Source organism: Shinella fusca (assembly GCF_014203155.1).
Lineage (GTDB): Bacteria > Pseudomonadota > Alphaproteobacteria > Rhizobiales > Rhizobiaceae > Shinella > Shinella fusca.
On the sequence record NZ_JACHIK010000009.1, the window covers coordinates 108,203 to 126,968 of the forward strand.

Genomic DNA, 18,766 nt, shown 5'->3' on the forward strand with positions numbered 1-18,766 from the left:
CCAATACGCGACATTACGCGATGAACCGCTCCGGCCGGTAGGGACCGATATTGATTGCCGTGCGCTCGCCCAGCATCTTCTCCGCCAGCACGCGGCCGGTGATCGGGCCGAGGGTCATGCCGTGGTGGGCGTGGCCGAAGGCGAACCAGAGGCCGGCGTGGCGCGGGGCCTTGCCGATGATCGGCATCATGTCCGGCGTGCAGGGACGGGCGCCCATCCACGGCTCCTCGTCGCGCCGCTCGGCGAGCGGGAAGAATTCGCGCGCCACCTTTTCCGCCCGGCGAAGCTGCACCGGGGTCTTGCGCGTGTCGCGCCTTGCGAATTCCGCGCCGGTCGTCAGGCGGATGCCGCGCAGCATGGGCGCGAGGAAATAGCCGCGCTCGGCATCGAGCACCCAGTTGTTGAGTTTTGCGCCCTCTTCCGCGCCGTAATGCATGTGGTAGCCGCGCTTGACGGCGAGCGGGAAATGATAGCCGAGCTTGCGCGTCACGGTATCGGCCCAGGGGCCGAGCGCGACGACGACATCCTTCGCCTCGAGCGGGCCTTCGGGCGTGGCGATGCGCCAGCCCTCGCCCTCCAGCACATGCTCGATGGTGGCCGCATCGCCCGATTTCAGCTCGCCGCCGAGCGACTGGAAATAGGCGAGATAGCGCTTCAGGAGGCTTTGCGGATCGAGGATCGACCACGGGTCGGTCCAGCGCAGGCCGCCCGTGAGCTCGGCGCGGATATCCGGCTCGGCGGCGGCCAGCTCCGCCGGCGTCAGCTTCTGGTGGTTGACGCCGAAATTGGCCGAGAGCTTTTCGGCTTCCGCATAGGCCGCGTCGCGCGCCTTCTCCGTGCGAAAAACCTTCATCCAGCCGTCCTTGCGGATGAGATCCTCGGCGCCGGAGGCGGCGATGAGGTCGGCATGCTCGCTGATCGAATGCTCGATGAGCGGCGCATAGAGATGGGCGATGCTCTGGTGCTGGCGGAAGCCGGAATGCCACCAGTAGCGCGCCAGGAACGGGATGATGCCGGGGATCGCGGACGGATGGTAATGCGCGTCGATGGTGTTGTTCAGCGCGTAGCGGAAGAGCGCGCCGAAATCGTGCGGGAAACCGTAGGGGTAGACGCCCTCGCGCTGGATGAGGCCGGCATTGCCGTAGGAGGTTTCCTCCGCCGCCCCGCGCCGGTCGATCAGCACGACCTGCTTGCCGCGCCGCGCCAGGTGGATCGCCGTCGAAATGCCGACCACGCCCGCGCCGAGAACAATCACATCCGTCTTCATCTGCCTGCCCCAAGGAAAGTCACATCGGCTCATCAATGCATGCGGCCCGCGGCAAGGCAACACCTGCGACCGGACGCCTATTGCCCCGCAAGCCGCAGCAGGTTTTCTATCGCCGCGCGCTCGAAGCCGCCGATGCCCTCGGAGATGTCGGCCTTGATCGCCGCTGCCACGGCATTCTCGTCGCGCTTGCGCAGGGCCGCGATCGCCTCATGGTGGCGGTCGACGAAATAGAGCTGGGCGACATGCTCCATGGCGATGCCGAGAAAGGGGCCGAGCTGGAGCCAGACGCTCTCCACCATCGGCATGATCACCTGTTCGGGATTGGCCGTGTAGAGCGTGCGGTGGAATTCCTGGTTGAGGAGCAGCGCGGTCGCATTGTCCTTGCGGGCGATGGCCTCGTCCTGCGCCCTGTCGATCTCCTCCAGCCGGTCGATGCGCCGCTCGGTGATATGCGGCACGGCGCGGCGGGCGGCATGCTGCTCCAGCACGGCGCGCAGCGAGACGAGCTCGCTGAAGCGATCGGCCGTCATGCGCGGCACCATGATGCGGCGGTTGTCGAGGACGCGCAGCGCCCCTTCCGAGGATAGGCGCCGCAAGGCCTCGCGCACCGGCGTCGGGCTCGATTCCATGGCTTCCGCGATCCCCCGGATCGTCAGCGATTCCCCGGGCCGGATGGAGCCCACCATGATCGCCTGGCGCAGGCGCCGATGCGCATATTCATGCGTCGTCATGCCTTCCGGCCGGTCCAGCGGCTCAAGCGCCAAGTTGCCCAATCCATTCCTCCTGCGAAAGGCCGCCGGGTGCTATCCTGCCCGTCGGACAGGTTCTAGCAGCTTGACCCACGACAAGAAAGTGTGCATATCCTGAAAATGTGATCACAAAAATAATTATGTGATATGGAAGGGGATCATGGTGCTGGACGAGGATTCCAACTGGCTCATCAATGCCGACGGCGTGGAGAGCATCCAGGCGGTCATCTGCGACCTGAACGGCATCCTGCGCGGCAAGCGCGTGCCCGTCGGGCAGGCCGAGAAGGTGCTGAAGGGCGGCATCCGCATGCCGCTGTCCATCGCGGGCGTCGACGTGTGGGGCGAGGACATCGTCGGTTCCAGCCATGTGTTCGCCAGCGGCGACATGGACGGCATCTGCAGCCCGACCGGCCGCGGGGCGCTGCCCGTCAACTGGACCCTGAAACCCTCCGCCGTCGTGCCGCTCTGGCTGTTCAAGGAATCGGGCGAGCCCTTCCTTGCCGATCCGCGCCAGGCGCTCGCCCATATCGTGCGGCAGTACCATGAACTCGGCCTTCGCCCGGTCGTCGCCTCGGAGATGGAATTCTACCTGATCGACGCCGAGCCGGACCATGCCGAGCCGCCGATCTCGCCCTATACCGGCAAGCGCCTCGATTCCGACGCCATCCTCTCGATCGACGAACTGGACGATTTCGGCCAGTTCTTCTCCGACGTCTATGCCGAATGCGAGCGGCAGAACGTGCCGGCGGATTCGGCCGTGGCGGAAAACGGCATCGGCCAGTTCGAGATCAACCTCATCCATTCCGACGACCCGCTGAAGGCCGCCGACGACGCGCTGTTCTTCAAGCGCATCATCAAGGGCGTCGCGCGCAAGCACGGCTTTGCCGCCACCTTCATGGCCAAGCCCTACGGCATGCGCTCGGGCAGCGGCATGCACATGCATTTCTCCGTGATCGACGAGGACGGCAACAACGTCTTCGACGACGGCACGCCGGAAGGCTCGGCCATCATGAAGCACGCCGTCGCGGGCCTGACGCGTGGCATGGCCGAATCCACCCTGCTCTTCGCCCCGCACTACAATTCCTACCGGCGCCTTCGTCCCGACACGCATGCCCCGACCTCGATCTCCTGGGGCTACGAGAACCGCACGGCGGCAATCCGCATTCCCGGCGGCAACAACAAGGCGCGGCGCATCGAGCACCGCGTCGCCGGCGCCGATGCCAATCCCTATCTCGTCATGGCCGGCATCCTCGGCGCCGCCCTCGTCGGCATCCGCAACAAGTGGGAGCCGCCGGCGCCCGTCTCGGGCCGGGCCTATCTCTCGCAGCTGCCGCGCATCCCTTCGGAATGGGGCTCCGCCGTCACCGCCTTCGAGAACGGCTCCATCGTCTCGGAGATCTTCGACGCGGACCTGCGCTCCATGCTGATCGCCTGCAAGCGGCAGGAGATCGCCGGCTTCGCCGAGCAGGTGACCGACTTCGAATTCAGCGCCTATCTGGAAATCGTCTGATGGCCCAAAACCAGTCCTATGCCGGCAACGGCGCCTATCCCGACAGCTACTACGCTGCCTCCCGCAACATCGTCCGCACGCCGAAGGTGCTGGAAGGGGCGGTCACGGCCGACGTCGCCGTGCTCGGCGCCGGTTATTCCGGCCTTTCCACCGCCATCCACCTTGCCGAACTCGGCTACAAGGTGGTGATGGTCGAAGGCGCCGGTATCGGCTGGGGCGCGTCCGGGCGCAACGGCGGCCAGCTCGTCAACGGCCTCAATGCCAGCCTCGACACGATCAGGCGCCGCTACGGCGAGGAAGCCGGCGCCTTCGTCGGCGGCCTCGTGCAGGAGGGCGGCCGGATCATCCGCCGCCTCGTCTCGCAATACGGCATTAACTGCGACCTGAAGGACGGCAACATCTACGCCGCCTACACGCCCGCCCACATGAAGGAGCTGGAGCACAAGAAGGCGCTGTGGAAGCGCTACGGCATGGACGACCACCAGTTGCTCGACAAGGACGCCATCGGCAAGCTCGTCAACACCGATGCCTATGTCGGCGGCATGCTGGATACGACCGGCGGCCACCTGCATCCGCTCAACCTCACCCTCGGGGAAGCCGCCGCGCTGGAATCCCTCGGCGGCGTGATCTACGAGCAGTCCCCCGTCATCCGCGTCGAGCACGAGGCCGAAAAGCCGGTGATCCACACGGCAAGGGGCAGCGTGACGGCGAACACCGCCGTCATCTGCGGCAATGCCTATCTCGGCCATGTCGTGCCCAAGCTCGTCTCGCGCGTCATGCCGGTCTCCACGCAGATGATCGCCACCGAGCCGCTCGGCGCCGAGCGGGCCGATGCCCTCATCCCAAGCGACATGTGCGTGGAGGACGTGCGCTACATCCTCGACTATTTCCGCCTGTCGGCCGACAAGCGCATGATCTTCGGCGGCGGCACCGTCTACGGCGGCACCGACCCCGCCGACGTGCGCGCGAAAATCCGCCCGAACCTCGAAAAGGTCTTCCCCTCGCTCAAGGGCGTGAAGATCGACTATGCCTGGAGCGGAAATTTCGCCCTCTCCTTCTCGCGCGTGCCGCAGATGGGCAAGATCGGGAAAAATACGTATTTCGCCCACGGCTATTCCGGCCACGGCGTCACCGGCTCGCATCTCTTCGGCAAGATCCTGAGCGAGGCGATCCACGGCGATCTCTCGCGCTACAGCCAGTTCGAGAAGCTGCCCTGGATTCCCTTCCCGGGCGGGCGCATGTTCCGCGCGCAATATTCCACCATCGGCTCCTGGTGGTATCAGTTCAAGGACGCCTTCGGCCTCTGAGGCTGCGCTAAAGCAAAAGACCGGCGTTTCCGCCTATAAGCACCTCTCTTCCGTCATGGTCGGGCTTGACCCGAGGATGACGGAGTGCGCGGGGCGATGCTCGTTCGTCGCCAGGATCGACCTTTTCGATCCCGGCCCGCGCCGTCATTCGCTGATGATCTTGAACTTCTGGCCGGGCTGGACCGAGCTGGTGATCGTCATGGCGTTGATCAGCCGGAAGAGGTCGAGCTTGCGGTCGGTCCCCAGCATCCGGCCCGCCAATGTGGCGACCGTGTCGCCCGGGCGCGCGGTGACGACGCGCACGCGCAGGGGCTTCAGCGAGGCGACTTCCGCCGGCGTCAGCTTGCGGAACGAGCTGCGCAGGATGTTCGCGGTCGGCTCCAGGGCGGCCGAGCCGGTCGGCACCGCCGTCAGGAAGCGGTAGATCTGGCCGTCGATGCGCACCACCGTGACGTCGAATTCCCAGCGGTCGGCCGCAGCCTTCGCCGTCGCCGCCGGCAGGCCATTGATGGTGATCGGGCGGATCGTCTCGGGCCTGAGGCCCGTCACCCAGCCGCTGGAAATGTAGTTGACGAGGTCCTGGCCGCGGCTGTCGGCAACGCCGTCGAAGCGGATCGCCACGTCGCCCGGGCCGGTCGCCAGCACCGCCTCGGCCTTGTTGTCGATCTGGAAGCCGGCCGGCACGTCGAAACGGATGCCGAGCTTGCCGTGCAGGAAGGTCTGGCCGCGCACATAGCCTTCTTCCGGCGCATCGCCGTAGAGCAGGCCGTCGATGCCGGCGAGATAGTAGTCGCGCCCGCGGTCGCCGATCGTGCCTTCCGGGCCGAAGGCGCGGGCATGCATGCGGGCAAGCTCCACGCGCTGCGGCGCGCTCGGATGGCTCGACAGGAAGTCGAGGCTCTGGTCGGAATCCGGATCGACGGCGGTGAAGCGGGCATAGGCCGCCATGGAATCGAGGAAGCGCGCGGCGGCATAGGGGTCGTAGCCCGCCTCGCCCAGCATGCGCACGCCGATCACGTCGGCCTGAAGCTCCTGGTTGCGCGAGAAGGCGGCAAGGCGCAGCTTGCCGCGCGCCAGCGCCTGCTTGCCGGCGATGTTGCTGGACAGCACCTCGGCCACCACGCGGCTGGCGATGACCTCGGCCTCCTCCTTCTTCTGCCGCTCGATGCCGTGGTTGGCGGTGACGTGCGCCATCTCGTGCGAGAGGACGGCCGCGACCTCGGAGGCGTCGTTGGCAAGCGCCAGCAGGCCCCGCGTGACGTAGAGATAGCCGCCCGGCAGCGCGAAGGCGTTGATCGCCGGCGAATTGAGGATGGTGATGCGGTACGACTGGTTCGGGTTTTCCGAAACGGCCGTCAGCGCGCCGGCGATGCGCGCGACGAGCCGCTCGGTCTTGGCGTCCTTGTATTCGCCGCCGTAGCTCGCCACGATGCGCGGATGCTCGCGGGCGCCCATCTGCGCACGCGGATCGTTCTTCTGCACTTCCTCGACGATCTGCGGATTGGAGGACGGCGAGATCGCCGGCTCATAGGCCTGCTCGAAGAGCGTGGTGCAGCCGGCCAGGAGGAAGGCGGCCAGCAGCAAGGCCGCGGCAGGTCTTACGACCCCGCGCCCGGATACCGTTGCAGCTTCCTGCGTCGCTTTCGCCATGTCTCTTGCCCAAGCCCCTTGATGGGTTCGCGCCCTTGCCACAGCCCTCGGGTGCAGCGCGGACGCGCATCTTCGCGCCTTCGAATGGATGAGATAGACGCGCCATACCCGGCCGGCAACTCCCGATTCGACAAACGGTTTTCATGTGGCTCCGGTGACACAGGGGGGCGTCCAAATTGTGGCGCGGCGGAGCGACAGGACGACCCGCCCGATGCTAGATCGCCGAATGGCCGAGGAATTTTGCAACGCCTGGTGGTTCCCGGCGCGAAAGGAAGTCGCGCACCGGCTCGTCGAGCACGATCGCGCCCTCCTCGATGAACATCGCCCGGTCGGCAAGCCGGCGGATATCCTCCGGCTGGTGGGTGATGAAAAGCATGGTGCTCTTCGTCTCGGCGCGCAGTTCGGCGAGAAGGTCCGCCATCTCGCCCCGCATGGCCGGATCGAGCGCGGCGAAGGGCTCGTCGAGCAGGAGGATCGGCCGGCGCCGCACCAGAGCGCGGGCAAGCGCCACGCGCTGGCGCTCGCCGCCGGAAAGCGAGCCCGGCAGGCGCCGCTCGTAGCCGCCGAGCCCGACGCGCGACAGCGCCGAGAAGACGCTCTGGCGCGCCGCCGAATCGAGCTTCAGCCCCGGATCGATGCCGAGGCCGACATTGTCGGCGATGGAGAGGTGGGCGAAGAGATTGTTGTCCTGGAAGACCACGGAGACCGGCCGCTCCGCCGGCTCGCGCCCCGCCATGTCCTTCCCGAGCAGTTCGACGCGGCCCGTGCGCGGCGTCTCGAAGCCGGCGATGACGTTGAACAGCGTCGATTTCCCCGCCCCCGAAGGGCCGGCGACGGCCACCGCCGCACCGGCCGGGACGGCGCAGTCGAAGGCAAGCCGCTTTTCCGCAAAGCGCACGGTCACGTCGGAAAGGAGGATCGCGGTTTCAGGCATCGGACGATGGGCTTTCGCTGGAACGGTCCGCCGCCGTCGAGGGCAGCGTCAGGAGAAGGCATAGCACGCCGAGGACGAGCGCGATGCCCGCCGCATCCGCCGTGCGGTAGCTCGCCATGCGGGAAAAGAGCAGCCAGGGCAGCGTGACGAAGCCTTCCGCGCCGAAGATGGCGACCGCGCCGAGATCGCCGAGCGACAGCGCCATGGCGAAGGCGAAGGCCGTGAGGAAGGGTTTCTTCAGCGCCGGCCAGTCGATCCGGGCAAAGCGGTCGAACCCGGTGACGCCGAGGCTGAGGGCCAGCCGGGCGGTGCGCGCCAGATGCGTGCGATAGGCCGGCTCCAGCACGCGGATCACGAAGGGCAGCGCCATCAGTGCGTTGATGACCGTGACGATGGCTGGCGCGAAGCGGCCGGTCTCGCCGAAGGTGCGCAGCATCAGGAACCAGCCCGTCGCCATGACGACCGGCGGCACGAGAAGGATGAGCGAGCCGACCGCCGGCAGCGCCCGCGCCATCAGCCGCGTCCCCATGCCCGTATCACCCGCGCCGAGAAGCTGCGGCACCAGCACGACGGGCAGGGCGACCGCGAGGCTGAGGCTCGCCGAGGCGAAGGCGATGGCAAGGCTCGTGAGAAGCGCGCGATGCAGCAGCGGATCGAGCGCAAGCCGCATGAAATCCGCCGCAAGCCCCGAGACGAGGGTGGCGGCGAGCGGGGCGGCGGTGAACAGCGTGAAGACAAGGATGACGAGCCTGTCGGCAAGGCGCCGCTGGCGCCCGTCGAAGCGGCGGATGGCGCGGCCCGCCGTCGCGCCCTCCTCGGGCGGGCGGCCGAAGAGCGAGAGGAGCGCGAGGAGCGCGCCCGTCACGACGATCTGCAGGAAGGCGAGCAGCACGGCGCGCGCCGGATCGAAGTCAAAGCGCAGCGCCTGGTAGATTGCCACCTCGATGGTGGTGGCCGCCGGCCCGCCGCCGAGCGTCAGCACGATGGTGAAGCTCGCCGCGCAGAGCATGAGGACGAGGCCGGCAATGCCGGGCAGCACCCTTCGGATGACCGGCCATTCGATCAGCCGGAAGACCGCTCCGCCCCGCATGCCGAGATTGGCCGAGGTCAGCCAGTATTCCGGCGGGATGCGCTCCAGCGCGGCGACAAGGAAGCGCACGGCGAGCGGCAGGTTGAAGAAGACATGGGCGATGAGGATGCCGGCAAGCCCGTAGACGCTGACGGGATTCTTGAGGCCGGCGAGCCGCAGGAGATCGTTGACGACGCCCTGCCGCCCCCAGATCTCGACGATACCGAGCGCGGCGACCAGCGCCGGAAGGCCGAGCGGCACGACCGAAAGCCGGAGGATCCACATGCGCCCCGGAAAGGTCCGCTGGCGCGCCAGCGCCCGGGCGACGGGGATGGCGAGCAGCACGGAAAGCGCGGTGGAGAGCACGGCCTGCATCAGCGTGAACGTCGCCACCCGCCGGATATAGGCATCGAAGAGCGGCGCGCCGCCGCCCTCGCCCGCGTGGCCGAGCAGCACGGCCGTCGCCGCGCCGACGAAGGCGACGACGCCGCAAAGGGCGAAAGCCCCTGCGGCGCGCAGCGTCCGGCGTTCGGCGCGGGCGAACAGCATCTTATTTCGCGCTCATGGCGGAAAGCCACTCGTCGATCCAGGCCTTGCGGTTGGCCGCGACCTCCTCCGAGGACATCAGGAAGGTCTTTTCCGGCTTCACCAGCGCGTCGAAGGCGGCCGGCAGCGGCTCCTTCGTCTTGCCGACGGGCATCATCCAGTTGGTTTCCGGGATGACCGACTGGAACTCCGGTCCGACCATGAAGGTCAGGAACTTCCGGGCGAGATCCTTGTCGTCGGAGGTGCGCGTCATCCCCGCCACCTCGATCTGCACGTAATGCCCCTCGGAGAAGGCAGCCGCCTTGTAGCGCTCGGTATTCTCCGCGATTACATGATAGGCGGGGGACGTCGTGTAGGAGAGCACCATCGGCGCCTCGCCCTTGGTGAAGAGGCCGTAGGCCTCCGACCAGCCGGGCGTGACGGTCAGGACGCGGTCCTTCAGCTTGCCCCAGGCCTCGCCCGCCTTGTCGCCGTAGACGGACTTCACCCAGAGCAGGAGGCCGAGGCCCGGCGTCGAGGTGCGCGGATCCTCGATGACGATCTTCTGCGAGGCGTCGCCCTCGACGAGGTCCTTCAGGCTCGACGGCGGGTTCTTCAGCGTCTCGCTATCATAGACGACGGCGAAATGGCCGTAGTCGTAGGGCAGGAACGTATCGTCGGAAAAGCCGCCCGGCACGGTGAGGCCTTCCGGCGTCAGCCCGTGCTTTTCGAAGAGGCCCGTCGCCTTGGCTTCGGAGATGAGGTTGGTGTCGAGGCCGAGCACCACGTCGGCTTTCGTGCCTTCGCCTTCCAGCTTCAGGCGCGTGAGGAGCTCAACGCCGTCGGCGGCGCTCACCCATTCGACCTTGCAGCCGCAGGTCTTCTCGAAGGCTTCCTTGACCTTCGGCCCCGGTCCCCAGTCGGCGACGAAGCTTTCGTAGGTGTAGACGGTCAGCGTCTTTTCCTGCGCGAACGCGGGAAAGGCGAGGGATGCGGCAAGCGCCGCGATCGAAATGAGAACAGTCTTGCGCATCGGCGCCTCCTTGTCTGGTCACAAACGGGAATAGGGCGCTGGATGTGCCGTCTAATCCCTCCGCCGGTACGAGCCGGATCAGGTTCTTCGGGTTGGCGAAACCGCCTCTCAGCCGGCAGGCAAACCTGCGGGCACCCCGTTAGAGCAGGAGAAGGCATAATGCCGCGCGCGGCCGCGCGCAATAGCAAAGGCCCGGATGCGGGGTGCATCCGGGCCTCTTTTCGTGCGTGCTTCCGGCAAGGTTCAGTGCTTTGCCGGCAGGCGCGGCAGGAAGACCGTCAGGATGCCGAGCAGCGGCATGTAGGAGCAGGCCTTGAAGACGAAGCCGATGCCGCGGCTGTCGGCGACGCCGCCGAGCAGGGCCGCCGCAAGGCCGCCCGCGCCGAAGGCGAAGCCGAAGAAGATGCCGGCGATCATGCCGACGCGGCCCGGCACCAGTTCCTGCGCGAAGACGACGATGTTGGAGAAGGCCGAGGAGAAGATGAGGCCGATCATCACCGTCAGCACGCCCGTCCAGAAGAGGTTGGCATAGGGCAGCAGCAGCGCGAAGGGAATGACGCCGAGGATCGAGAACCAGATGACGAAACGCGTGCCGAAGCGGTCGCCGATCGGCCCGCCGAGGAAGACGCCGAGCGCCGAGGAGCCGAGGAAGAGGAACAGCATGAGCTGGGCCTGCTGCACGTCGAGGCCGAAGCGGTTGATCGTGTAGAAGGTGAAATAGCTCGAGATGCTGGAGAGATAGGCGTTCTTCGTCGTCGTCAGCAGGACGAGGACGGCGAGCGCCCAGGCAACCTTGCCGCGCGGCAGCGGCAGCTCGCGGCTCGCGGCCGGGCGGCTCGCGGCAAGCCGGCGCTCGCCGGCATACCAGTTGCCGACCCAGGTGAGGATGCCCATGCCGAGAAGGGCGACGACCGAGAGCCAGGCGACGCTCGTCTGGCCGAAGGGCAGCACGATGAAGGCGGCGAGCAGCGGCCCGAGCGCCGTGCCGGCATTGCCGCCGACCTGGAACATCGACTGGGCGAGCCCGTGCCGCCCGCCGGAGGCGAGGCGCGCGACGCGCGAGGATTCCGGATGGAAGACTGCCGAGCCGAGACCGATCAGGCAGGCGCCGAAGACGAGCACCGGGAAGGAATGCGCATAGGCGAGCATGATCAGCCCGACGAAGGTGCTGCCCATGCCGACCGGCAGGGAGAAGGGCATCGGCCAGCGGTCGGTGACGAGGCCGACGGCCGGCTGCAGCAGCGAGGCCGTGACCTGGAAGGCCATGGTCAAAAGGCCGATCTGCACGAAATCGAGCGCATAATTCTCTTTGAGCAGCGGATAGAGCGACGTCAGCAGTGACTGCATGATGTCGTTCAGCATGTGGCAGGCGCTGACCGCCAGGATGATGGAATAGGTGGTGGTGACGGCGCCGCGCGGGGCCGCAGGAACGATAGTGGACATGGTGGCCTCGAAATGGTCCCAGGGGAGGAGATCCGTTGCGCCTCCATTACAAGGATTGCGTGCGGCCTGCTTTTGTGGTGAGGTCCACTTCTTACGCGAATGGGCCAAAGATGGAAAAATTGACCGCCGCGCGCCTGCAGGCGCTCAACGACGAGCATGTGCGCAATCTCGCCCGCATGGAGCAGTCGAATGCGGACGTCCTCGTCCACAGCACCGATATTCCGGGCGGTTACGTTGTGCCGCTGCACCGCCACCGCCGCGCGCAGTTCCTCTGCGTCTTTTCCGGCGTGGTGCTGGTGGCGACGGACCGCGGGCGCTGGATGATCCCGCCCGGCCATGCCCTCGTCATTCCGCAGGGCCTCGAGCATTCCGTCGAGATGTGCAGCGACGTCAGCATGCGCTCGGTCTATATCCATGCGCCGACGGGCCAGGCGGCCTCGCCCGAGCCGGCGGTGCTGGAGGTGACGGAGCTTGCCCGCCAGCTCATCGCCACGGCCGTGCAGCAGGGCCGGGTGCCCGACGACCGGGGCCGGGCGGACCTCGTGATGGCGCTGCTCCTCGACGAGATCGGCCGCCTGCCGGAACGCCGCCTCGGCCTGCCCTTCCCGGCGAGCGGGCGGCTCGCCGGCCTCTGCCGCGATTTCGTCGACCATCCCTCGCCCACCGCCAAGATCGACGACTGGGCAAGGCAGCTCCATATGAGCCGGCGCACCTTCACGCGCTTCTTCCGGCAGGAGATGGGCGTCAGCTTCGTCACCTGGCGCCAGCAGGCCTGCCTCTTCGCCTGCCTGCCGCGCCTTGCCGCCGGCGAGCCGGTGACACGCGTCGCGCTCGACGCCGGCTACGAGAGCGTTCCGGCCTTCACCACCATGTTCCGCCGCATGCTCGGCACCTCGCCGCGCGCCTATCTTTCGAGCCGCGCGGCGGCATAAGCGTCTCAAAAAGACCGGCAAAGGGCGCGATCCGGGGGCTGTTTTCCGCGGCCGTTTGGGATTAGGAAGGACAGGCGGGACCCATTCCGGGCCGCAACCGGGAGCGCAGGCCGCACGGGAGACAGGGTTTGAGGAAGATACTGGTCATCGGCATCGGCGCGGGAAACCCCGAGCACATGACCGTGCAGGCGATCAAGGCGCTGAACCGCGCCGACGTCCTGCTCATCCCGACCAAGGGCGACGAGAAGGCGTTCCTCGCCGAGGCCCGCCGCGATATCTGCGACCGTTTCCTCGAAAATCCCGCCTGCCGCATCCTCGACTATGCCGTGCCGGTGCGCCGGGCCGACGGCTCCTACGAGGACGGCGTCAACGACTGGCACCACGCCATCGCCGCGATCTACGAGCGCACCCTCGCCGTCATGGGTGAGGACGAGACGCTCGGCCTCCTCGTCTGGGGCGATCCCATGCTCTACGACAGCACGCTGCGCATCGTCGGGCATGTGCGCGCCGCCGGGCGGGTTTCCTTCGAGACGGAGGTGATCCCCGGCATCACCAGCGTGCAGGCGCTCTGCGCCGGCCACGGCATCGCGCTCAACCGCATTGGCCTTCCCGTCGAGATCACCACCGGCCGCCGCCTTGCCGAAGGCTGGCCGGAAAGCGCACGCGACGCGCTCGTCATGCTCGACGGCGTGCAGGCCTTCCGCACGGTGGAGGACCCGGAGGCGGAGATCTGGTGGGGCGCCTATCTCGGCACACCGCACGAAATCCTCCTGTCCGGCCGGCTGGCCGACATGGCGGAAACCATCGCCGAAACCCGCCGCAGGGCGCGCGAGGACCACGGCTGGATCATGGACACCTACCTGATTCGCCGCCCCGCCGCGGACACCGGAGAGGATGCGCCATGAGCACGGCGACCACCCTTCGTAACGCACCGGATGCGCTCCGCCGCGGCGCCTGCCCGTCCATCGCCGCGCCGATGCGCACCGGCGACGGCCTGCTGGTGCGCCTGCGCCCCGTCGCGCCCGCGCTTTCGGCACGGGATCTTATCGCCCTTGCCGACCTCGCCCGCCGACACGGAAACGGCCTGATCGAGATCACCGCCCGCGGCAATCTCCAACTCCGCGGCCTTACCGAAGCCGGCGTGCCGCAGCTTGCCGAAGGCCTGCGCAAGGCCGGCATCGTCCCGCAGACGGGCGTTGCCGTCGAAATCCCACCGCTTTCCGGCATCGACCCGTCCGAGATCGCCGACGCCGTGCCGCTCGCTGAAGCCCTGCGCGCAACGCTTGCCGCAGCCGCCCTCCCGCTTGCGCCCAAGCTCGCCATCGTCGTCGACGGCGGCGGCGTGCTGGCGCTCGCCGACATGGTGGCCGACATCCGCCTCGACGCCGTTTCCACGGCGGGCCGGGTGCGCTGGCGTCTTTCCATCGGCGGAGATCGCCTTACGGCGAAGCCCGTCGCGCTGCTCCTGCCGGAAGAGGTGGTAAGCGGTGTCATGACGCTCGCCGCTGCGCTCGCGGCGCAGGGACCGACGGCGCGCGGCCGCGATCTCGACGCAGCCGCCCTCGCCGCCACATTCGCAGCCACACCGGCCCCGACCCTTGCCGGCCTCACACGCCGCCACCCGCTCGGCGCGCACCGCATCGGCGATCGAACAGTGCTCGGCATCGCCCCCGCCTATGGCCAGATGCGGGCCGAGCGGCTCGCCGCGCTCGCCGAGGGCCTGTCGGCCTGCGGCGCTACCGCCTTCCGCCTCGCCCCTCATCGCACGCTCCTCGTCTGCGGGCTTTCCGACGACACGCTTATAAGCGCGCAAGCCTGCGCCGACCGCGAAGGCTTCTGGCACCGGGAGGACGCGCCCGGTCGCACCGTCTCGATCTGCGCCGGCGCGGCCGGCTGCGCCTCGGGCGCCTTCGATACCCGCGCCGCCGCCGATACGCTGGCAAGCGAAGCCGGCGCGCTCCTGGACGGCTCCGTCGCCGTCCATATTTCCGGCTGCCCGAAGGGTTGCGCCCATCCGGCCGCCGCTGCGCTCACCCTCAGCGGCACCGCGGCCGGCGTCGGCCTCGTCCTGAATGGACGGGCGGGCGACACACCCGCCGCCACGTTGCCGGCCGCCGGCCTCACGCCCGCCATCGGCCGCCTCGCCGCCCTGCTGCGCGCCCGCCGCACCGAGGGCGAGACGGCAAAGAATCTTTTCGACCGCATCCCGCCCGCAGAGCTCGTCTCTGCCTATCAAGGCCGCTCATGACACAGTACAACTACATCAAGGATGGCACCGCCATCTACGAACGCTCCTTCGCGATCATCCGCGCCGAGGCCGACCTTTCGCGCTTTTCCGAGGCGGAGGCGGATGTCGCCGTGCGCATGATCCATGCCGCCGGGCTGGTGGAGGCCGCGCCGCACTTCGTCTTCTCGCCCGGCTTCGTCGCGGCGGCCCGCGGGGCGCTTGAGGCCGGGGCGGCGATCTTCTGCGACGCGGAGATGGTGGCGCGCGGCGTCACCGCCGCCCGCCTGCCGGCGAACAACGACGTGCTCTGCCTGCTGCGCGATCCGCGCACGCCGGAGATCGCGAAAGAAATCGGCAATACCCGCTCGGCCGCAGCCATCCGCCTGTGGCTCGAGCGCATGGCGGGCTCGGTCGTCGCCATCGGCAATGCGCCGACGGCGCTCTTCTACCTGCTCGAGCTCCTGCGCGACGGTGCGCCGAAGCCGGCGGCGATCCTCGGCATGCCGGTCGGCTTCGTCGGCGCGGCCGAATCCAAGGATGCGCTGGCGGAAAACTCCTACGGCGTGCCCTTCGCCATCGTGCGCGGCCGGCTCGGCGGCAGCGCCATGACGGCGGCGGCCCTCAATTCGCTGGCAAGGCCCGGAGTATGACGATGGCGGGAAAGCTCTATGGCGTCGGCACCGGCCCCGGCGATCCGGAACTCCTGACCCTGAAGGCGGTGCGCGCGCTCAGTGAGGCCGACGTGCTTGCCTTTTTCGCCAAGGCGGGCCGGTCCGGCAACGGCCGGGCCATCGTCGAGGGCCTGTTGAAGCCCGGCATGGCGGAACTGCCGCTCTACTATCCGGTGACGACCGAGATCGACAAGGACCACGGCGACTACAAGGGCCAGATCACCGCGTTCTACGACGCCTCCGCCGCGGCCGTCGCGGACCATCTTGCCGCCGGCCGCACGGTCGCGATCCTCTCGGAGGGCGACCCGATGTTCTACGGCTCCTACATGCACCTGCATGTACGGCTCGCCGACCGTTTCCCGACCGAGGTCATCCCCGGCATCACGGCGATGTCCGGCTGCTGGTCGCTGTCGGGCCTGCCCATCGTGCAGGGCGACGACGTGCTCTCCGTCCTGCCGGGCACGATGGTCGAGACCGAACTGTCGCGCCGCCTCGCCGACACGCAGGCCGCCGTCATCATGAAGGTCGGCCGCAACCTGCCGAAGATCCGCCGGGCGCTGTCGGACGCCGGGCGGCTCGGCGAGGCGATCTATGTCGAGCGCGGCACCATGGCGACGAGCAAGTCCATGCGCCTTTCCGAGAAGCTCGACGACACGGCGCCCTATTTCTCGCTGGTGCTCGTGCCGGGCTGGAGCGGACGCGCATGACCGGCCGGCTCTTCGTCATCGGCACCGGCCCCGGCAACCCGGACCAGATGACGCCGGAAGCCCGGCACGCCGTCGCGGCGTCGACCGAGTTCTTCGGCTATTTCCCCTATATCGACCGGCTGGACCTTCGCCCCGACCAGGTCAAGGTCGCCTCCGACAACCGCGAGGAGCTGAACCGCGCCGAGGTCGCGCTGACGCGCGCGGCGGCGGGGGTGGATGTCTGCGTCGTCTCGGGCGGCGATCCCGGCGTCTTCGCCATGGCGGCCGCCGTCTGCGAGGCGATCGATGCCGGGCCTGCCGAATGGAAGACGGTCGACCTTATCGTCGTGCCGGGCGTCACGGCGATGCTGGCGGTCGCCGCGCGCATCGGCGCGCCGCTCGGCCACGATTTCTGCGCCATCTCGCTTTCCGACAACCTGAAGCCCTGGGAGATCATCGAAAAGCGCCTGCGCATGGTGGCAGAAGCCGGCCTCGTCATCGCGCTCTACAACCCGATCAGCAAGGCGCGGCCCTGGCAGCTCGGCCGGGCCTTCGAGATCCTGCGCACGGTGCTGCCGGCCGAAACGCCGGTGATCTTCGGCCGCGCCGCCGGCCGGCCCGACGAGCGCATGCTGGTCATGCCGCTGGGAGAAGCGGAGGCCGAACGCGCCGACATGGCGACCTGCGTCGTCATCGGCTCGCCGGAGACGCGCGTCATCGCCCGCCCCGGCCTGCCGGACCTCGTCTATACGCCGCGCTTCCTCAAGGAGCCGGCAAGGTGATCGACAAGCCGCACCGCCTCCTCGACCGTCCCGGCGCGGTGGCCGTCCGCCGCCCGCTCCCGCTCGACCAGCACGACGGGAAGGCCGAGGCGGCGCGCGGCGGCGATCTTGCCGTAGGTGGCCTCGCCGCCGGAATCCTTGCTGACGACCACGTCGATGCGATGCTCGCGCAAAAGCGCCTCCTCCGCCTCCACGGCGAAGGGGCCGCGGGCGAGCAGGTAGTCGACATGGGGAGCGGTAAGCGGCGGATCGACGGGATCGACGCTGCGCACGAGATAATGGTGCTGCGGCGCCACATCGAAGGCCTTCGCCTCCTGCCGGCCGATGGCGAGGAACACGCAACGCGGCGCATCGCCCAACGCCGCCACGGCCCCGGCCATCGAGACAACGCGCGTCCAGCGGTCGCCCTCGACCTCCTCCCAGCCGCGCCGTTCGAGGCGGAGGAGCGGAACGCCCGCCGCCGCGCTCGCCGTGCGGGCATTGGCGGAAATCCGCCTTGCGAAGGGATGGGTCGCATCGACCAGCAGGTCGACGGCCTCCGCCGCAAGATAGGCCTGGAGCCCCGCCGCGCCGCCGAAGCCGCCGGTGCGCACCGGCACGGGCTGCGGCGCGGGATCGAGCGTGCGGCCGGCGAGCGACAGCGTGACGGAAAGATCGGCCCTGCCGGCAAGCCGGCCCGCGAGGCCGCGCGCCTCGGCCGTGCCGCCCAGTATGAGGATGCGTTTCTTGTCCACGCCTGACCCGACCCCTTCCGCCGCCCCGTGGCTCACCATCGTCGGGATCGGCGAGGATGGTCTAGCCGGTCTCGGCGATGAGGCCAAGGCCGCCATCGGCGCCGCCGAACTCGTCTTCGGCGGCGCGCGGCACCTGGAGCTTGCCGGCGCGGCGATCCGCGGCGAGGCCTGCGCCTGGCTCAGCCCCTTCGAGCGGTCCGTCGCGGCGGTGCTGGCGGCGCGCGGCCGGCCCGTCGTCGTGCTCGCCTCGGGCGATCCCTTCTTCTACGGCGTCGGCGTCACGCTGTCGCGCCGCATCGCGCGGGCCGAGATGCACGTCATTCCCGCCCCTTCCGCCTTCAGCCTCGCGGCATCGCGCATGGGCTGGGCCTTGCAGGAGACCACCTGCGTCTCGCTGCATGGCCGCCCGCTCGACCTCATCCGCCCGCACCTTCACCCCGGCAGCCGCATCCTCGCGCTGACCTCGGACAGCGACGGCCCGGCTGCATTGGCGGCGCTCCTTGCCGCAAGCGGCTTCGGCGCCTCGGCGCTCACCGTGCTGGAAGCGCTCGGCGGGCCGCGCGAGCGCGTCAGCCGTCACCGGGCGGAAGGTTTCGCGCTTGCATATGCGGACATGCTGAATGTCTGCGCGGTGGAGGTCGTTGCCGGCGAGACGGCGCGGGTGCTCGCCTATACGCCGGGCCTTGCCGACGATCTTTTCGAGCACGACGGCCAGATCACCAAGCGCGAGGTCCGCGCCCTGACGCTCTCGGCGCTCGCCCCCCGGCATGGCGAACTGCTGTGGGATATCGGCGCCGGTTCCGGCTCCATAAGCATCGAATGGATGCTGGCCGATCCGTCGCTGAAGGCCATCGCCGTCGAGGGCCATCCCGAGCGCGCCGCCCGCATCGCCCGCAACGCGAGGAATTTCGGCGTGCCGGGTCTTGCCGTCGTCGAGGGCACCGCACCGGTGGCCCTTGCCGGCCTTGCGGCGCCCGATGCCGTGTTCATCGGCGGCGGCGGCAGCGAGGCGGGGGTGATGGAGGCGGCGATCGCCGGGCTCAAGCCCGGCGGCCGGCTCGTCGCCAATGCGGTGACGACGGAAATGGAAGCGGTGCTGCTCGCCCATCATGCCCGGCTCGGCGGATCGCTGATCCGCATCGACATCGCAAGGGCCGCGCCCGTCGGGCAGATGACGGGCTGGCGGCCGGCCATGCCGGTCACGCAATGGCGCTGGGTGAAGCCGGCTAACGAAATCGAGGATTGAG

General features: G+C 68.7%; 17 protein-coding genes and 1 riboswitch. Of the genes, 9 read left to right on the forward strand and 8 right to left on the reverse strand.

What is annotated here, in order from left to right:
* Positions 1–13 precede the first annotated feature (13 nt).
* Positions 14–1,267: an NAD(P)/FAD-dependent oxidoreductase gene (locus HNQ66_RS14385; RefSeq protein WP_184144854.1), complete on the reverse strand. Its 1,254-nt coding sequence runs from the start codon at positions 1,265–1,267 to the stop codon at positions 14–16.
* Between the two features lie 77 nt (positions 1,268–1,344).
* Positions 1,345–1,998: a GntR family transcriptional regulator gene (locus HNQ66_RS14390; RefSeq protein WP_184144929.1), complete on the reverse strand. Its 654-nt coding sequence runs from the start codon at positions 1,996–1,998 to the stop codon at positions 1,345–1,347.
* 178 nt (positions 1,999–2,176) lie between these two features.
* On the opposite strand from HNQ66_RS14390, the gene HNQ66_RS14395 reads away from it, so the two are divergent.
* Positions 2,177–3,526 carry a glutamine synthetase family protein gene (locus HNQ66_RS14395; protein WP_184144855.1) on the forward strand — a complete coding sequence of 450 codons (1,350 nt, stop codon included), beginning with the start codon at positions 2,177–2,179 and terminating at the stop codon, positions 3,524–3,526.
* Entirely contained in the window at positions 3,526–4,833 is a 1,308-nt protein-coding gene (locus HNQ66_RS14400) for an NAD(P)/FAD-dependent oxidoreductase (protein ID WP_184144856.1), read from the forward strand. The genes HNQ66_RS14395 and HNQ66_RS14400 overlap by 1 nt, the downstream gene beginning before the upstream one ends.
* A gap of 144 nt (positions 4,834–4,977) precedes the next feature.
* On the opposite strand, the gene HNQ66_RS14405 is transcribed toward HNQ66_RS14400, so the two are convergent.
* From HNQ66_RS14405 to HNQ66_RS14425, 5 genes are all read right to left on the reverse strand, one after another.
* Positions 4,978–6,483: a M48 family metalloprotease gene (locus tag HNQ66_RS14405; RefSeq protein WP_184144857.1), complete on the reverse strand. Its 1,506-nt coding sequence runs from the start codon at positions 6,481–6,483 to the stop codon at positions 4,978–4,980.
* A gap of 214 nt (positions 6,484–6,697) precedes the next feature.
* Positions 6,698–7,417 carry a thiamine ABC transporter ATP-binding protein gene (gene thiQ, locus HNQ66_RS14410; RefSeq protein ID WP_184144858.1) on the reverse strand — a complete coding sequence of 240 codons (720 nt, stop codon included), beginning with the start codon at positions 7,415–7,417 and terminating at the stop codon, positions 6,698–6,700.
* Positions 7,410–9,035, reverse strand: a complete 1,626-nt coding sequence (gene thiP / locus HNQ66_RS14415) for a thiamine/thiamine pyrophosphate ABC transporter permease (protein ID WP_184144859.1) — start codon at positions 9,033–9,035, stop codon at positions 7,410–7,412. The genes thiQ and thiP overlap by 8 nt, the downstream gene beginning before the upstream one ends.
* A 1-nt stretch (position 9,036) precedes the next feature.
* On the reverse strand, positions 9,037–10,044 hold the full coding sequence (gene thiB / locus HNQ66_RS14420; protein WP_184144860.1) for a thiamine ABC transporter substrate binding subunit: 1,008 nt from the start codon (positions 10,042–10,044) through the stop codon (positions 9,037–9,039).
* A 38-nt stretch (positions 10,045–10,082) separates the two neighbouring features.
* A riboswitch (TPP riboswitch) is annotated at positions 10,083–10,193 on the reverse strand.
* Positions 10,194–10,287: 94 nt separating this feature from the next.
* Positions 10,288–11,487 (reverse strand): MFS transporter, encoded by a 1,200-nt coding sequence (locus tag HNQ66_RS14425; RefSeq protein WP_184144861.1) that lies wholly within the window; start codon positions 11,485–11,487, stop codon positions 10,288–10,290.
* Between the two features lie 110 nt (positions 11,488–11,597).
* On the opposite strand from HNQ66_RS14425, the gene HNQ66_RS14430 reads away from it, so the two are divergent.
* The 6 genes from HNQ66_RS14430 to HNQ66_RS14455 all read left to right on the forward strand — a co-directional run bounded on the left by HNQ66_RS14430 (position 11,598) and on the right by HNQ66_RS14455 (position 16,785).
* Positions 11,598–12,419 carry an AraC family transcriptional regulator gene (locus tag HNQ66_RS14430; RefSeq protein ID WP_184144862.1) on the forward strand — a complete coding sequence of 274 codons (822 nt, stop codon included), beginning with the start codon at positions 11,598–11,600 and terminating at the stop codon, positions 12,417–12,419.
* A gap of 128 nt (positions 12,420–12,547) precedes the next feature.
* A complete protein-coding gene (gene cobF, locus HNQ66_RS14435) occupies positions 12,548–13,324 on the forward strand; it encodes a precorrin-6A synthase (deacetylating) (protein WP_184144863.1) in 777 nt (258 codons plus the stop codon).
* On the forward strand, positions 13,321–14,667 hold the full coding sequence (gene cobG / locus HNQ66_RS14440; RefSeq protein ID WP_184144864.1) for a precorrin-3B synthase: 1,347 nt from the start codon (positions 13,321–13,323) through the stop codon (positions 14,665–14,667). The genes cobF and cobG overlap by 4 nt, the downstream gene beginning before the upstream one ends.
* Complete coding sequence (locus HNQ66_RS14445) at positions 14,664–15,296, forward strand: precorrin-8X methylmutase (RefSeq protein WP_184144865.1); 633 nt, start codon at positions 14,664–14,666, stop codon at positions 15,294–15,296. The genes cobG and HNQ66_RS14445 overlap by 4 nt, the downstream gene beginning before the upstream one ends.
* Positions 15,293–16,024: a precorrin-2 C(20)-methyltransferase gene (locus HNQ66_RS14450; protein ID WP_184144866.1), complete on the forward strand. Its 732-nt coding sequence runs from the start codon at positions 15,293–15,295 to the stop codon at positions 16,022–16,024. The genes HNQ66_RS14445 and HNQ66_RS14450 overlap by 4 nt, the downstream gene beginning before the upstream one ends.
* Entirely contained in the window at positions 16,021–16,785 is a 765-nt protein-coding gene (locus HNQ66_RS14455; protein WP_184144867.1) for a precorrin-3B C(17)-methyltransferase, read from the forward strand. The genes HNQ66_RS14450 and HNQ66_RS14455 overlap by 4 nt, the downstream gene beginning before the upstream one ends.
* On the opposite strand, the gene HNQ66_RS14460 is transcribed toward HNQ66_RS14455, so the two are convergent.
* Positions 16,749–17,519 carry a cobalt-precorrin-6A reductase gene (locus HNQ66_RS14460; protein WP_184144868.1) on the reverse strand — a complete coding sequence of 257 codons (771 nt, stop codon included), beginning with the start codon at positions 17,517–17,519 and terminating at the stop codon, positions 16,749–16,751. The genes HNQ66_RS14455 and HNQ66_RS14460 overlap by 37 nt on opposite strands.
* Here HNQ66_RS14460 and cbiE point away from each other — a divergent pair.
* Complete coding sequence (gene cbiE / locus HNQ66_RS14465) at positions 17,512–18,765, forward strand: precorrin-6y C5,15-methyltransferase (decarboxylating) subunit CbiE (RefSeq protein WP_246434309.1); 1,254 nt, start codon at positions 17,512–17,514, stop codon at positions 18,763–18,765. The genes HNQ66_RS14460 and cbiE overlap by 8 nt on opposite strands.
* Position 18,766 lies beyond the last annotated feature (1 nt).